Source organism: Streptomyces spiroverticillatus (assembly GCA_014650415.1).
Taxonomy (GTDB): domain Bacteria; phylum Actinomycetota; class Actinomycetes; order Streptomycetales; family Streptomycetaceae; genus Streptomyces; species Streptomyces spiroverticillatus.
Genome location: BMUX01000009.1, coordinates 208538 through 222255, shown reverse-complemented (window position 1 = coordinate 222255; position 13718 = coordinate 208538). Strand labels below are relative to the sequence as shown.

Annotated in this window: 12 protein-coding genes and 1 pseudogene; 10 read left to right on the top strand and 3 right to left on the bottom strand. The window is 71.1% G+C overall.

The window, feature by feature from the left end:
• Nucleotides 1–11 precede the first annotated feature (11 nt).
• From IE269_RS24400 to IE269_RS24385, 4 genes and pseudogenes are all read left to right on the top strand, one after another.
• Nucleotides 12–1235: an amidohydrolase family protein gene (locus tag IE269_RS24400; RefSeq protein WP_189825260.1), complete on the top strand. Its 1224-nt coding sequence runs from the start codon at nt 12–14 to the stop codon at nt 1233–1235.
• On the top strand, nt 1235–2377 hold the full coding sequence (locus tag IE269_RS24395) for an acyl-CoA dehydrogenase family protein (RefSeq protein ID WP_189825259.1): 1143 nt from the start codon (nt 1235–1237) through the stop codon (nt 2375–2377). The genes IE269_RS24400 and IE269_RS24395 overlap by 1 nt, the downstream gene beginning before the upstream one ends.
• 10 nt (nt 2378–2387) lie before the next feature.
• Nucleotides 2388–3281 carry an acyl-CoA dehydrogenase family protein gene (locus tag IE269_RS24390; RefSeq protein WP_189825258.1) on the top strand — a complete coding sequence of 298 codons (894 nt, stop codon included), beginning with the start codon at nt 2388–2390 and terminating at the stop codon, nt 3279–3281.
• Between the two features lie 416 nt (nt 3282–3697).
• Nucleotides 3698–4192, top strand: a pseudogene (locus IE269_RS24385) (ATP-binding protein); the annotation flags it as partial.
• A gap of 393 nt (nt 4193–4585) precedes the next feature.
• Here IE269_RS24385 and IE269_RS24380 read toward each other — a convergent pair.
• Complete coding sequence (locus IE269_RS24380) at nt 4586–5512, bottom strand: cyclase family protein (RefSeq protein WP_189825257.1); 927 nt, start codon at nt 5510–5512, stop codon at nt 4586–4588.
• An 85-nt stretch (nt 5513–5597) separates the two neighbouring features.
• Between IE269_RS24380 and IE269_RS24375 the strand changes: the two genes are divergently transcribed.
• The 4 genes from IE269_RS24375 to IE269_RS24360 all read left to right on the top strand — a co-directional run bounded on the left by IE269_RS24375 (nt 5598) and on the right by IE269_RS24360 (nt 9581).
• Complete coding sequence (locus IE269_RS24375) at nt 5598–6527, top strand: SDR family NAD(P)-dependent oxidoreductase (RefSeq protein WP_189825256.1); 930 nt, start codon at nt 5598–5600, stop codon at nt 6525–6527.
• Nucleotides 6524–7573, top strand: coding sequence for a Zn-dependent alcohol dehydrogenase (locus IE269_RS24370; RefSeq protein WP_189825255.1), 1050 nt, complete (start codon nt 6524–6526; stop codon nt 7571–7573). Before IE269_RS24375 ends, IE269_RS24370 begins: the two co-directional genes overlap by 4 nt.
• Before the next feature lie 123 nt (nt 7574–7696).
• Nucleotides 7697–8347, top strand: coding sequence for an ester cyclase (locus IE269_RS24365; protein WP_189825254.1), 651 nt, complete (start codon nt 7697–7699; stop codon nt 8345–8347).
• Between the two features lie 61 nt (nt 8348–8408).
• Complete coding sequence (locus tag IE269_RS24360) at nt 8409–9581, top strand: MFS transporter (RefSeq protein ID WP_189825253.1); 1173 nt, start codon at nt 8409–8411, stop codon at nt 9579–9581.
• A gap of 28 nt (nt 9582–9609) precedes the next feature.
• On the opposite strand, the gene IE269_RS24355 is transcribed toward IE269_RS24360, so the two are convergent.
• The gene (locus IE269_RS24355) at nt 9610–10596 is read right to left on the bottom strand and encodes a GlxA family transcriptional regulator (RefSeq protein WP_189825252.1); all 987 of its coding nucleotides are present in this window, start codon (nt 10594–10596) and stop codon (nt 9610–9612) included.
• A 70-nt stretch (nt 10597–10666) separates the two neighbouring features.
• Here IE269_RS24355 and IE269_RS24350 point away from each other — a divergent pair, with 70 nt between their 5' ends.
• Together IE269_RS24350 and IE269_RS24345 are read left to right on the top strand one after the other, a co-directional pair.
• Nucleotides 10667–11977, top strand: a complete 1311-nt coding sequence (locus IE269_RS24350) for an MFS transporter (protein ID WP_438817618.1) — start codon at nt 10667–10669, stop codon at nt 11975–11977.
• Nucleotides 11978–12098: 121 nt separating this feature from the next.
• On the top strand, nt 12099–12917 hold the full coding sequence (locus tag IE269_RS24345) for an ICP22 family protein (RefSeq protein ID WP_189825250.1): 819 nt from the start codon (nt 12099–12101) through the stop codon (nt 12915–12917).
• Here the strand turns inward: IE269_RS24345 and IE269_RS24340 are convergent, their stop codons facing one another.
• Complete coding sequence (locus IE269_RS24340; RefSeq protein ID WP_229898183.1) at nt 12918–13634, bottom strand: flavin reductase family protein; 717 nt, start codon at nt 13632–13634, stop codon at nt 12918–12920.
• Nucleotides 13635–13718 lie beyond the last annotated feature (84 nt).

The following is a 13718-nucleotide window of genomic DNA, read 5'->3' as shown; positions in this document are numbered from 1 at the left end:
GGGAACGCCGGATGGAACTGCCTCGGATCATCAGCGTCGACGACCACGTGATCGAGCCCCCGCACCTCTTCTCCACCTGGCTCCCCGCGAAGTACCGGGACCGAGGACCGCAGCCGCTGACCGCCGGGATCGGGGAGCTCGCGTACGTCGCGGGCAAGTACCAGATCACGATGGACCCGGACGGGCCGCCCACCGACTGGTGGATCTACGAGGACCTCAAGTTCCCGTACAAGCGCAACATCGCCGCCGTCGGGTTCGACCGCGACGACATGACGCTCGAAGGCATCACGCGGGAGGAGATGCGGCGGGGGTGCTGGGACCCCAAGGCGCGCCTGGCGGACATGGACCTCAACCACGTCGAGGGCTCCCTCTGCTTCCCCACCTTCCCTCGCTTCTGCGGGCAGACCTTCGCCGAGGCCCACGACAAGGAGGTCGCTCTCGCCTGCGTGCGCGCGTACAACGACTGGATGGTCGAGGAGTGGTGCGGCGACAGTGGGGGGCGCCTCATTCCGCTGTGCATCATCCCGCTCTGGGACATCGACCTCGCGGTGGCCGAAATCCGTCGCAACGCGGCACGCGGGGTCCGGGCGGTGACCTTCTCGGAGATCCCCACCCACCTCGGGCTCCCCTCCATCCACTCCGGCTACTGGGACCCCTTCTTCGCCGTCTGCGAGGAGACCGGGACGGTCGTCAACATGCACATCGGCAGCAGCTCGCAGATGCCCGCCGCATCTCCTGACGCCCCGCCCGCCGTGCAGGCCTCGTTGTCCTTCAACAACGCGATGGCGTCGATGATGGACTTCCTCTTCTCGGGTGTGCTGGTGAAGTTCCCGCTGCTCAAACTCGCCTACAGCGAGGGGCAGATGGGCTGGATCCCGTACGCGCTGGAACGCGCCGACGACGTCTGGGAGGAGCACCGCGCCTGGGGCGGGGTCAAGGACCTCATCCCCGAGCCCCCCTCCACGTACTACTACCGGCAGATCTTCTGCTGCTTCTTCCGCGACAAACACGGCGTCGCCTCGCTCGACGTCGTCGGCCGCGACAACGCCACCTTCGAGACCGACTACCCGCACGTCGACTCGACCTTCCCGCACACCAAGGAGGTCGCCCTCGACCATGTGAAGGGTCTCGACGACGAGACGGTCTACAAGCTGATGCGCGGCAACGCCATCCGCATGCTCGGCCTGGACCTCGACACGGGCCGCCACCTGGGCCAGGGGCGTCAGGGCCGCTGATGGATCTCGCGTACACACCCCAGGAGGAGGAGTTCCGGACCGAGTTGAGGGAGTGGCTCGCGCGCGTGCTCCCCGGGCTGCCGGAGCGGCCCGACCCCCTCGACTGGCCCGGCAGGCGCGCGTACGACACCACCTGGCAGCGGATGCTGTACGACGCCGGGTACGCCGACCTCCAGCGCGAGGCCACCCCCACCCAGCACCTCATCTTCCTGGAGGAGACCGAGCGCGCCGGGGCGCCTTACGTCGGCGCGAACTTCGTGGGGCTGCTGCACGCGGGCCCGACCATCGCCGCCGAGGGCACGCCGGAGCAGCAGGAGCGCTGGCTGCCGCCGATCCTGCGCGGCGACGAGGTCTGGTGCCAGGGCTTCAGCGAGCCCGAGGCCGGCTCCGACCTGGCGTCGCTGCGCACGAAGGCGGTCCGCGACGGTGACCATTACGTGGTCACCGGGTCCAAGATCTGGACCTCGCACGCCGAGGTCGCCGACTGGTGCGAGCTTCTCGTCCGCACCACACCTGTCACCCCCGACACTCCCAAGCACAAGGGCATCACCTGGCTCGCCATGCCGATGGACGCGCCCGGCATCACGGTCCGTCCGCTGCGCACGCTCGCCGGGTCCACCGAGTTCGCCGAGATGTTCCTCGACGAGGTGCGCGTCCCCGTCGCCAACCGGGTGGGCGCGGAGAACGACGGCTGGCGCGTCACCATGGTCACCCTCTCCTTCGAACGCGGCACCGCCTTCGTCGGCGAGGTCGTCGCCTGCCGCCGCACGCTCGCGGAAGTCGCGCGCGAGGCCCGGACCAACGGAACGTGGGACGACCCGGCCGTCAGACGCCAACTCGGCCGACTGAACGCCGAGTTCATGACCCTGTGGCGGCTCACCCAGTGGAACGTCAGCGAGGCGCAGAAGACCGGCGGCGTCCCCGGTGTCGGCGGCTCCGTCTTCAAGCTCCGCTACTCGCACGCCCGCCAGGAGCTGTACGACACGGCCGCCGAGGTCCTGGGTCCCGACGCCTTCGACCTCGACCACGACTGGACCCTCGACCGGCTGTCCTCCCTCTCGTACACGATCGCCGCCGGCACCTCCCAGATCCAGCAGAACATCGTCGCCGAGCGCATCCTCGGCCTCCCGAAGGGCCGGTGAGCGGACCCCCGTGGACTTCCAACTGACCGCCGATCAGCGGGCGTTGCGGCAAGGTGTACGAGACCTCCTCGCCCGGCGCTTCGACCGCGAGGCCCTGCGCGCGGCCGTCGACGCGGGCGGCGAGCTGGACCGCGACCTCTGGCGCGCCCTCGGCGAGGCGGGCTTCTTCGCGCTGCGCCTGCCCGAGGCGGAGGGCGGTGTCGGCCTCGGGCTGCCGGAGGCGGTGCTGCTCTTCGAGGAGGCGGGGCGGGCCCTGCTGCCGGGGCCGCTCATCGACACCCACTTGGCGGCCGGTGAGGTGAAGGGGGCGGCGGAGGGGGAGGTGGTCGTGACGGCGCCGTACGGGCACTTCGTCGAGCACCTGGGAGACGCGGACGTCATCGTCCGGGCCGACAAGGACGCTCTGAACGGCGCGATGAAGGTGCGTTCCGTCGACCCCCTGACGCCGCTGACGCGACTCTCGCGGCGCACCCCGTACCCGTATCCCCCCGAAGCCGTCCTCCTCACCGCCGCCGAACAGGTCGGCACCGCCGCCCGCACACTCGACCTGGCCGTCCAACACGCTTGCGAGCGTGTTCAGTTCGGGCAGCCGGTCGGCGGCTTCCAGGCGGTCAAGCACTTGTGCGCACAGATGCTCGTGCGGGTCGAGACCGCCCGTACCGCCGTGTACGCGGCCGCCGTCACCGGCACGGCCGTGGAGCGCGCCGCCGCGAAGCTCCTCGCCGACGAGGCGGCCGTACGCAACGCGCGCGACTGCCTCCAGGTCTGCGGCGGCATGGGCTTCACCTGGGAGGCCGACGTACACCTGCACCTGAAGCGGGCATGGGTGCGGGCCGGGCGCGGGCCCTCGAAGGCGGAGGCGGAAGAAGAACTGGCGGCCGCACTTCTGGGCGATCCGGCGTGAACGGCCGCTGCCAGAACAGGTCATGAACGGGTCACCCTGTGTCGATATCGGGTTGTGTCCTTTGCAGGAGTCGTCACGGGCCGGAGTCGGGTCGTCGCTCGGGTACGCTCCGTCAGGTGCGAGTGGTGGTGGAGCGCCAGATTCCCGGTGCGGCCTGTACGGCGGCCCCGGACCGGGCGACGCGCTTCGACGGAACCGCTCCTCGCGTCGGACGGAGGCGCCACAAGTGCTCACGTTCGACTCTCCGCAGCGTGCGTCGCACAGTATGCAGGATGCGTACTCCTTCGCGCTGGAATATGCCTGAAGCGCTTGTTGCGGTGACTGTACGTCAACCATGCTGTCCCACAAGGGAATCACGTTCCGTGACCCTGTGGAGACGCGAGGCGTTGTGTCCGCCGGTTCGGATGGTGTGAGCGGTGCAGGTGCTTCAGGTGCAGTTGGAGGTCGGGGCCGACCCCGCGGAGGTGGGGCGGGCCCGCAGGTGGGCGCGGTCCCGGCTCGTCGGGTGCGGCATAGAGGCGGACGAGCCGGTCGCGGAGACGCTGGTCCTGCTCATCTCTGAGCTGGTGACCAACGCGGTCGTGCACACGGGCTGTCCGGCCGTGCTGCGGATGCTGCTGCCGGGGATCCCCGGCGAGGGCGCCGCAGGCGAAGCGGGCGCGAACGGGAACGGGAACGGGGCATCGGATTCCGGTTCCGTTTCCGGCTCGGCGGTCTCGGGCGGCACGGTGCGGGTGGAGGTCGCCGACGTCAGCGCCTGCCCGCCCAAGCCCCGGCACGCGGAGGGCGACGACACGAACGGACGCGGTCTGGAACTCGTCGACGGCCTCGCCGACCGGTGGGGCTGGCAGGCCGAGGGTGCGGGCAAGCGGATCTGGTGCGAGGTGGACCGCGAGGTGCGCCCGCCGCAGAAGGCGTGCGCGGACCGCGGAGTGCCGGCCGGTCGCGAGGGGCTCGCGGAGGCGGCGCGGGAGCAGCCCCGGGAGAAGCCGCGCGAGACGTCGCGGGACAAGCGCCGGGAGCCCGGTGCCGAGTCGCCGTTCGCTTCGGCGTACGAGCCCCCTTTCGAGCCCTCGTACAAGCCGTCGTGCGCCGTCACAAACCGAACATGACGCGCATTTCGCCGAGGTGCTGTTGACGCCTTCGGGTGCCCTGATCACGCTTGAACGTGCGATTCGTGAGCGAGGGGACGTCGAGGCGGAGCACCGGCCTCCTCGGCGAGTGCGGGTCGGGACGTGGCGGCGGCCGCCCCTGGTGGACGGCCGCCTTCCGCTGCGCGTGACCGGTGTCCCGGGGTGCGGGGTCTAAAGGATCGCGACCGGCGCGACCGGTGTGCCCGTGCCGCCGACGAACGGCTCCGGCATCGCGGACAGCAGGAACGCGTACCGCTCCTCTTGTGCACAGGCTGTGGACAACTCTTCGAGGTTCCAGTTCTGGCCCTGGAGCATCCCCATCTCGACCAGGTCGAGCGCGTGCACGGGCAGCCAGAGGTTCTCGATCTCCGGCGGGAAGATCTCGAAGGTGAGGGTGTCGTTGGCGACGGCGGCGACGTCCCGCGCGTGGAACCACTCGGGCGTACGGATCGAGAGCCCGGGTGACGGATAGCCGTACCCGTGCTTGTCGCCGCCCAGATACACCTGGATCTGCCCGGTCCGTACGAGCACGATGTCGCCCGCGCGGACCTGCACGCCCGCCAACTCCGCGGCCGCTTCCAGGTCTTCGGGCGTCACCGCGTGGTCCCCGGCGAGGCGTTCGACGCCCCGGGCGCGGGCCACGTCCAGCAGGACGCCGCGCGACACCACGTGCCGGGCCTTGTCGATGCCGCTGAAGGCGGCGCGGGTGTGCGGGGCGATGGTGTCGGCCGGGCGGCCGTTGTAGATCTTCCCCGAGTGCGAGACATGGGTGAGGGCGTCCCAGTGGGTGCCCGCCTGGAGGCCCATGGTCACGGCGTCGTCGCTGGTGGCGACGGTGCCGGGGCCGAACAGTTCCTGGTTGATCTGCACCATCGAGTGCAGCGGGTTGACCCGCCCCGGGATCACGCCGGTCTGCACGCCGTCCTGCTGGAGGGGCAGCGCGAGCGGGATGCGCAGACCGCTGCGTACGGTCCGGGCGGCCTCCCGCACCACCTCGTCGGTGATCAGGTTCAGCGTGCCGATCTCGTCGTCCGCTCCCCAACGACCCCAGTTGTTGACGCGCTTGGCGATGTCGTGGAACTCGGCTGGCAGGGACATTCGCTGGCCTCCTGGGTCTTGTGCCGGGGCGTCGTACGGGTTCTAAAATCTAACGGTCCGTCAGAAACCTTGGGAAGGCGTGGTGATGGGGAACTTCTTGACCGGCAAGGTCATAGCGGTGACCGGAGCGGGGCGCGGGATCGGGCGGGCGGTGGCGCTGGCGTGCGCGGCGGAGGGCGCACGCGTGGTCGTCAACGACTACGGCGTCTCCATGGAGGGCGCGGAGCCGACCAGCGAGGTCGCGGCGGCGGTGGTCAAGGAGATCGAGGCGGCCGGCGGCGAGGCCGTCGCCGTCGCGGACGACATCTCCACCATGGCGGGCGGACAGCGGGTCGTGGACACCGCCCTCGCCCGGTACGGACGTGTCGACGGCGTGGTCTGCGTCGCCGGAATCCTGCGCGAGCGGATGCTCTTCAACATGTCCGAACAGGAGTGGGACCCCGTCATCGCCACCCACCTCAAGGGCACCTTCACCCTCTTCCGCGCGGCCTCCGCCGTCATGCGCAAGCAGGGTTCGGGCACGCTCATCGGCTTCACCAGCGGCAACCACCAGGGCAGCGTCGCCCAGGCCAACTACAGCGCGGCCAAGGGCGGGATCATCTCGCTGGTACGGAGCGCGGCGCTGGGCCTGCACAAGTACGGGGTGACGGCGAACGCGGTCGCGCCCGTGGCCCGTACCCGCATGTCCGCGAACGTACCCATGGAGCTGAAGGAGATCGGCGAGCCCGAGGACGTGGCGGCGCTCGTGGTCTACCTGCTCTCCGAGCGGGCTCGCGCCGAGGGCATCACCGGGCAGGTCTACACGATCGCCGGACCCAAGATCGCGGTGTGGGCGCAGCCGCGCGAACTGCGCGCCGGATACGCGGAGTCGGGCTCCTGGACGCCGGAGAGCATCGCGGACTTCCTGCCCGGGACGGTGGGAGTGGACCCGATGCCGCTGCTGGCGCAGCTGGAGGCGATGCGCGAGGCGGCGGCGAAGAAGGAACGACCCAATGCTGAAGGGGGAGCACGATGAGGGCGGTTGTCTTCGACGGCAAGCAGGTCGAGGTGGTCGACGACCTGGAGATACGGGACCCGGGGCCGGGGGAGGTCCTGGTCGGCATCCGCGCGGCGGGCCTGTGCCACAGCGACATCTCGGTCACGGACGGAACGATTCCGTTCCCCGTGCCGGTGGTGCTCGGCCACGAGGGCGCGGGCGTGGTGGAGGCGGTCGGCGCGGGCGTCACGCATGTCGCGCCCGGCGACCACGTGGCGCTCTCCACGCTCGCGGGCTGCGGGGCGTGCGCGGAGTGCGACCGGGGGCGGCCGACGATGTGCCGCAAGGCGATCGGGATGCCGGGACAGCCCTTCTCGCGGGGCGGCAACCCGCTGTACCAGTTCGCCTCCAACTCGGCTTTCGCGGAACGCACGTTGGTGAAGGCCGTCCAGGCGATCAAGATCCCGGACGACATCCCCTTGACCTCCGCCGCGCTGATGGGCTGCGGCGTGGTCACGGGCGTGGGAGCGGTCCTCAACCGGGCGCGGGTGGCGCTCGGTGAGACGGTCGTGGTCATCGGGACGGGTGGGATCGGCCTGAACGTCATCCAGGGCGCGCGCCTCGCGGGTGCCTCGCGCATCGTGGCGGTCGACACGAACCCGGCGAAGGAGGAACCGGCGCGGCTCTTCGGGGCGACGGAGTTCCTGACGTCGACGGACGACGTACGGGACGTACTGCCGACGGGTGCGGACCACGTCTTCGAATGCGTGGGCCGAACCGGTCTGATCCGTACGGCGATCGACCTCCTCGACCGGCACGGTCAGGCGATCCTGCTCGGCATGACCGCCCCGACCGACGAGGCGACCTTCCTGCCCGCCGCGATGTTCCTGGACAAGTCCATCCTGGGCTGCCGGTACGGGTCCTCGCGCCCGCAGCGGGACATCCCGCTGTACGCGGAGCTGTACCGCCAAGGGCTTCTGCTGCTCGACGAGTTGGTGACGGAGACCTACCCGGTGGAGGACTTCGCGAAGGCGGCGCAGGACGCGGAGCAGGGGCGGGTGGCGCGGGGGGTGCTGGTGTTCTGAGGGAGGTCGCGTCGGCGGTGTCGTTCGGATCGTGCAACTCCACTTGTGCATAAGGGAGTTGATGGGTGGACGGCACCGCCTGTGTGCTTGTGGCCAAAGGTTGAATGCGTGAGTATGCGCGCCATGACGACTCAAGCGGACTCCACACCTCTTTGGCTTCAGGGCCGCGACGCGGTCATCGCCGCCGCCGAGCCCGGCGACTGGCGGGCCGGGGCCCCGGACTACCACCTCTCGCACACCGTGATGCCCGGCCAGCGCAGCACCCGGCACGAGGCCGGTTCGCTGGAGGCGATCGTCGAGAGCATCGTGCAGGTCTTCGAGATGGAGGTGTCCCACAAGGCGGACCCGGCCACCTGGGTGTCCATGGTGAGCGACCGGTTCCGCACCCGGATCAACGGCGGCGCGTGGGCGGACTCGGCCGAGATCGTGGACCGGGGCAGCTACAACATCCTCATCGGCGACTCCGTCTTCTACGGCCAGGGCGACACCTTCGAGTCCTCGCACGAGGTCTTCCACACGGCGTTCCCGCAGGGCTTCTACTGGGAGGTCCTCCAGGTGCTGTCCCCGCCGCCGACGGTGGCGTTCAAGTGGCGGCACTGGGGCACCTTCGAGGGCGAGTACAAGGGCTTCCAGCCGGACGGCCGGAAGATCGAGATGTTCGGGATGAGCGTGGCGCAGGTCAGTGAGGACCTGAAGCTGGTGGAGGTGGAGCACTTCTACGACCCGAACGCGTTCCTGGGGCAGATGACGGGCGGGTGCCCGGTCGCGCACTGATGCTCCGTCGCCCGGAAAAAGGGGTTGAGCGGGGGCGAGTGGACGTGGATACGGTCCGGACATGAGCTATCGCGCCCTCGCCACCCGCCCGCTCCTCACCCTCGCCGGCGTCACCGTCGCGGCCCGGCTGCCGGTGGCGATGGCGCCGCTCGCGGTGGTGCTGCTGGTGCGGGAGAGGCCCGGCGGGTACAGCATCGGGGCGACGCTGGCCGCCGTGTACGTCGTCGGGGAGGTGGTCGGCGCGTCCGTCCTCGGCCCCCGGCTGAAGGCCGTGCGTGCGCGCCCCGCCCTGGCCGCGGGCCTCGCCGTCGGCGCGCTCGCCTTCGCGGGGCTCGCCCTGTGCGCGGGGGCGCACCCCGTCGTGCTGGGGGCACTGGCCGCGCTGGCCGGTGGGGCGCCGGGGGCGGTGCCGGGCGGGACCAGGGCGCTGCTGACCTCGATGGTGGAGGAGTCGGCGGTGGCGAAGGCGTTCAGCGCGGACGCGATCCTCTCGTACGGGATCTGGGCGGCCTCACCGGCCGTCGCGACCGGTCTGGCGCTCGGCCTGGACCCGGTGGTCCCGATGTACCTCGCGGCGGGGCTGATGGCGGCGGCCGGGGCGGGCCTGTGGGCGCTGCCCGCCGGATGGCCGGCGGACGAGGGCGACCGGGGCGGCGTCTCGATGGCGCGCACACTGGCCGCCGCCTGGCCCCTGTACGTCACCGGGGCGGCCGGGCTGTCCCTGCTGGCGCTCGCGGAACTGGTGCTTCCGGCGTTGCTGGAGCAGCGGGGCGTGGCGGTGGGCTGGGCGGGCCCGCTGCTGGCGGCGTACTCGGTGGCGGCGGCGGTGGGGGCGTACGTCTACGGCCTGCGCACCTGGCCGGGCAACCCGTCCCGGCAGTCGCTGGTGCTGCTGGTGGGGGTTTCGCTGGTGGTGGCGGCGATCGCACTGGTGCCGGAGATGCTGTGGATCGGGGTGGGGCTGGTGGTGGCGGGGGTGTGCCAGTCCGGCGTCCAGATCGCCCGCAGCCTGTCGCTGAAGGAAGCCCTGCCGAAGAGCGCCTTCGCTGCGGGCTACTCGCTGATGTACGCCTCGGTGGGCGCGGGCTACGCGGCGAGCGCGGTGCTGGCGGGGGTGGTGCAGAGCGTGGCGGCACCGTCGACGGCGATTCTGTGGGGGGCGGGGATGTGCCTGGGGCTGGTGGGGGTGGCGGCGGTGGGGGAGCGGGGGAAGCTGGTTCCGTCGGGCCTTTAGGGGCCCGGCACGACGAGGGCCCGGAAGCTCACCCCACCCGCCCCGTACGGAACGTACGCCGGTAGACCGTCGGCGAGACCCCGAGCGCCCCCTGCACGTGCCCCCGCATGGACTGCGCCGTACCGAAGCCCGCCTCCCTCGCCACCCCCTCCATCGACAGATCGCTGGACTCCAGCAGGTGCCTCGCCCGCTCCACCCGCTGCTGCGCCAGCCACTGCCCCGGGCTCACCCCGACCTCCTCGCGGAACCGCCGCGTGAAGGTCCGTACCGACATCGACTCCTGCTCGGCCATGTCCCGCAGCTGGATCGGCTCGTGCAGATGCCCCAGCGCCCAGGCCCGCGCCGCCGTTGTCGTCGCCAACTGCGGTTCCGGCACGGGCCGTCGGATGTACTGTGACTGCCCGCCGTCCCGGTGCGGCGGTACGACACTGCGCCGCGCCACGTCGTTGGCGACGGCCGCCCCGAAGTCCCGCCGCACCATGTGCACGCACAGGTCGATGCCCGCAGCCACCCCCGCAGAGGTCAGCACGTCACCGTCGTCGACGTAGAGCACCTCGGGGTCGACCCGGACCGCGGGGAACAGCCGCTGGAAGTGCTCCGCCCAGTGCCAGTGCGTGGTCGCGGGCCGGCCGTCGAGGAGTCCGGCGGCGGCCAGGACGTACCCACCGGTGCAGATCGAGGCGAGCCGGGTCCCGGGCCGTACCTGCCGGAAGACCTCGGCGATCTCCTCGGGCAGCCGTCCCTCCTGGTACAGGCTCGCGGGTTCGTACGCGGCCGGGACGATCACCGTGTCGGCCTGCGCCAGGACTTCCGGCCCGTGCTCGACGCACAGCTTGAAATCGGCCTGGGTGTCCAGCAGTTGACCGGGCTCGGTCCCGAAGGTCACGACCTCGTACAGCGGGACTCCGTGCTCGTCGTTCGCCCGGCCGAAGATCCGGTGCGGGATGCCCAGCTCGAAGGGGATGACCTCGGGGAGGGCGAGGACGGCGATGCGGTGGAGTTTCCGGCTCGGCATGGCCCGATCGTAGCGAATGCTGTCCCTCGGGCCACTCGATCGCACTGGCCTGCTCCCGGAAGCTGTTCCCGTGACCCAGACGACACCCCCTGTGCAGCAGCCCGTCGCCCCTTTGCGGCCCGCTCCCCGACCCCGTGTCCACCGCGCCTGGTTCGTCGCGGCGGTCGCCTTCGTGACGATCATCGGCGCGGCCGGTTTCGCCTCCCTGCCCGGTCTGCTCATCGAGCCGCTGCACAAGGACTTCGGCTGGTCGCGCGGCACGATCGGCTTCGCGGTCTCGGTCAATCTCGCGCTGTACGGGCTCACCGCGCCGTTCGCGGCGGCGCTCATGGACCGGTTCGGCATCCGGCGGGTGGTGGCGTGCGCCCTGACCGTCATAGCCGTCGGCGCGGCGCTCACCGTCACGATGACGGCGGCCTGGCAACTCGTCCTGTACTGGGGCGTGTTGGTGGGCCTGGGCAGCGGCTCGATGGCGCTGGCCTTCGCGGCGACCGTCACCAACCGGTGGTTCGTGGCCCGGCGCGGGCTGGTCACCGGCATCCTGACCGCCGCCGGGGCCTCCGGGCAGCTGGTGTTCCTGCCGCTGCTGGCCTGGATGGTGGAGAGCTACGACTGGCGGCCCGCCTCGATCACCGTGGCGCTCGCGGCGCTGGTCGTGGTCCCGTTCGTATGGCTGCTGCTGCGCGACCACCCGGCGGACGTCGGGCTCGCACCGTACGGATCGACGGAGTTCGTGCCGAAGCCGGAGCCGAAGCCGGGGGCCGCCCGACGGGCGGTGAAGGTGTTGTTCTCGGCGGCCCGCACCGGCCCCTTCTGGCTGCTCGCCGGAACCTTCGCGATCTGCGGGGCGTCCACGAACGGCCTGGTCAAGACCCACTTCGTACCGGCGGCGCACGACCACCACATGCCGATTCCGATGGCGGCGGGGCTGCTCGCGGTGATCGGGGTCTTCGACGTGATCGGAACGATCGCCTCCGGGTGGTTCACCGACCGCTTCGAGGCCCGCCGTCTGCTCGCGGTCTACTACGCGCTGCGTGGCGTCTCGCTCCTCTTCCTGCCGGTCCTGCTGGCCCCGTCCGTGCACCCGCCGATGGTGTTGTTCATCGTCTTCTACGGGCTGGACTGGGTGGCGACCGTGCCGCCGACGATCGCGCTGTGCCGCGAATACTTCGGCGAGGACAGTGCGATCGTCTTCGGCTGGGTGCTGGCGTCCCACCAGGTGGGGGCGGCGCTGGTGGCGTTCCTCGGCGGGGTCGCGCGGGACGTCTTCGGGTCGTACGACGTGGTCTGGTACGCGTCGGGGGCGCTCTGCGCGATGGCCGCGCTGATGGCGCTCATCATCCGAAAGCGGCCGGCGGCGGAGGTGCGACTGGCAGGATAGGGGGCCTGACCAGGCCCCTGACCAGGGGGAAAGTGGGGGAAGCATGACTGGGACCGGGAACCGAATACCTGTGGGCGCTCGTACGGCTCGTACGGCTCGTACTGCTCGTACGGCTCGGCGTGTGGTGCTCGCGGCGGCGACTGCCGCGCTGTGCGCCACGGCGCTGACGTCCTGCGGCACGGAGAAGGCTGCCGGGGGCGTCGAGGCGGGCAAGGGAGCCGGGGCGGGCAAGGGGATCGTCTGCCCGGACGGCAGCACGCCGGATGTGGGCGGTACGGGGGAGGATCTGACGTCGGAGGACGTCGGTGGCACCGGGGAGGATCTGACCTCGGAGGACGCGGGCGGTACCGGCGAGGACCTCACGTCGGAGGATGCGGGCGGCGTGGGGGAGGACCTGACGTCGGACGATGTCGGCGGTACGGGCGAGGACCTGACCTCGGAGGACGTGGGCGGTACGGGCGAGGACCTCACCTCCGAGGATGTCGGCGGTTCCGGTGAAGACCTCACCTCCGAGCCCGGCGCGGGCGGCGACGGCCTTCCGGAGGGACCGAGCGAGTGCTGGGGCCCCGACTACACGCCGCCGTCGGGCTCGCCGCAGCGGATCAACGGCGTCCCCACCGTCGGGGCGCACCGCTGGTACGGCATGCTGACCGCGTTCACGGCATACGTGAAGACGACCCCGTCGAAGACGGACGACGCCCTCGCCCAGCAGATGCGGATGGCCAAGATCCGCAAGCCGGAGAAGAGCGACGTCATGGAGGCCCGTATCGCCTCCGACTGCGGCGTGCAGACCACCGACGTGTGCAAGGCCCAGGCCCAGGCGTTCGCCGACTGGCGTCGCGAGAAGTACGGCGACAAGGGGCACGTGGTGGTCTTCGGCAGCGCGAAGACCAGGGTCGATGTCACGTGGGGCCTCAAGTCCACGCCCTCGCCCGGCTAGTCAGCCCGCGAAGCCGCCGAACGAGCCCCGGTGGAAGAGCAGCGGGGCGCCCTCCGGGGCGTCCGGTGCGGTCGCGTCCAGTGCTTCGACGCGGCCGACCACGATCAGGTGGTCGCCGCCCGTGTGCACGGTCTGGATCGTGCAGTCGATCCAGGCCGGGACGCCGGCCAGGCGGGGCGAGCCGGTGACGGGCGCGGCGTCGTACTCCACGCCCGCGAACTTGTCCGTGCCGCTGCGGGCGAAGGCCATGCACAACTCGCCCTGGTGCGCGCCCAGGACGTTGACGCAGAAGACCCCGGCGCGGGCGATCCGGGGCCAGGTCGTCGACGTACGGGCCACCATGAAGACGACCAGTGGCGGGTCGAGCGACAGCGACGCGAAGGACTGGCAGGCGAACCCGGCGGGTGAGTCGGCCTCGTCCGGTCCTGCGGCCTCCGCCGCTCCTGGTCCGGTACTGCTGGTGCTGCTTGGTGAGGTGACAACGGTGCTTGGTGAGCTGACAACGGTGCCTGGTGAGGTGATAACGGTGACGCCGCTCGCGAAGTTCCCGAGTACGCGGCGGAATTCGGCAGGGGCGAGCGGAAGCCGTTCGTCCGGGTGGACGGCCCGCAGATCGGGGCGGGGCAGTGCCTGAACCGGCTGCGGCTCGGCGACCGTGGAGGCGCCGACGGACCTGAGGTATCGGACGGCGGTGGCCGCCATCCCTGCGTGTCCCATCACCCCTCCATTGAAGCTGACGGGTCGTCAGATAGGAAGACGCGCGGGCCTGCGGTCACGGGTCCGGAGGGCTCGGGCTGTGTG

Coding starts and splice junctions, on each gene's coding strand:
- IE269_RS24400 (WP_189825260.1), top strand. CDS start 12: ATGGAACTGCCTCGGATCATCAGCGTCGACGACCACGTGATCGAGCCC.
- IE269_RS24395 (WP_189825259.1), top strand. CDS start 1,235: ATGGATCTCGCGTACACACCCCAGGAGGAGGAGTTCCGGACCGAGTTG.
- IE269_RS24380 (WP_189825257.1), bottom strand. CDS start 5,512: ATGTCCCTGCCAGCCGAGTTCCACGACATCGCCAAGCGCGTCAACAAC.
- IE269_RS24375 (WP_189825256.1), top strand. CDS start 5,598: ATGGGGAACTTCTTGACCGGCAAGGTCATAGCGGTGACCGGAGCGGGG.
- IE269_RS24370 (WP_189825255.1), top strand. CDS start 6,524: ATGAGGGCGGTTGTCTTCGACGGCAAGCAGGTCGAGGTGGTCGACGAC.
- IE269_RS24365 (WP_189825254.1), top strand. CDS start 7,697: ATGACGACTCAAGCGGACTCCACACCTCTTTGGCTTCAGGGCCGCGAC.
- IE269_RS24360 (WP_189825253.1), top strand. CDS start 8,409: ATGAGCTATCGCGCCCTCGCCACCCGCCCGCTCCTCACCCTCGCCGGC.
- IE269_RS24355 (WP_189825252.1), bottom strand. CDS start 10,596: ATGCCGAGCCGGAAACTCCACCGCATCGCCGTCCTCGCCCTCCCCGAG.
- IE269_RS24340 (WP_229898183.1), bottom strand. CDS start 13,634: ATGGGACACGCAGGGATGGCGGCCACCGCCGTCCGATACCTCAGGTCC.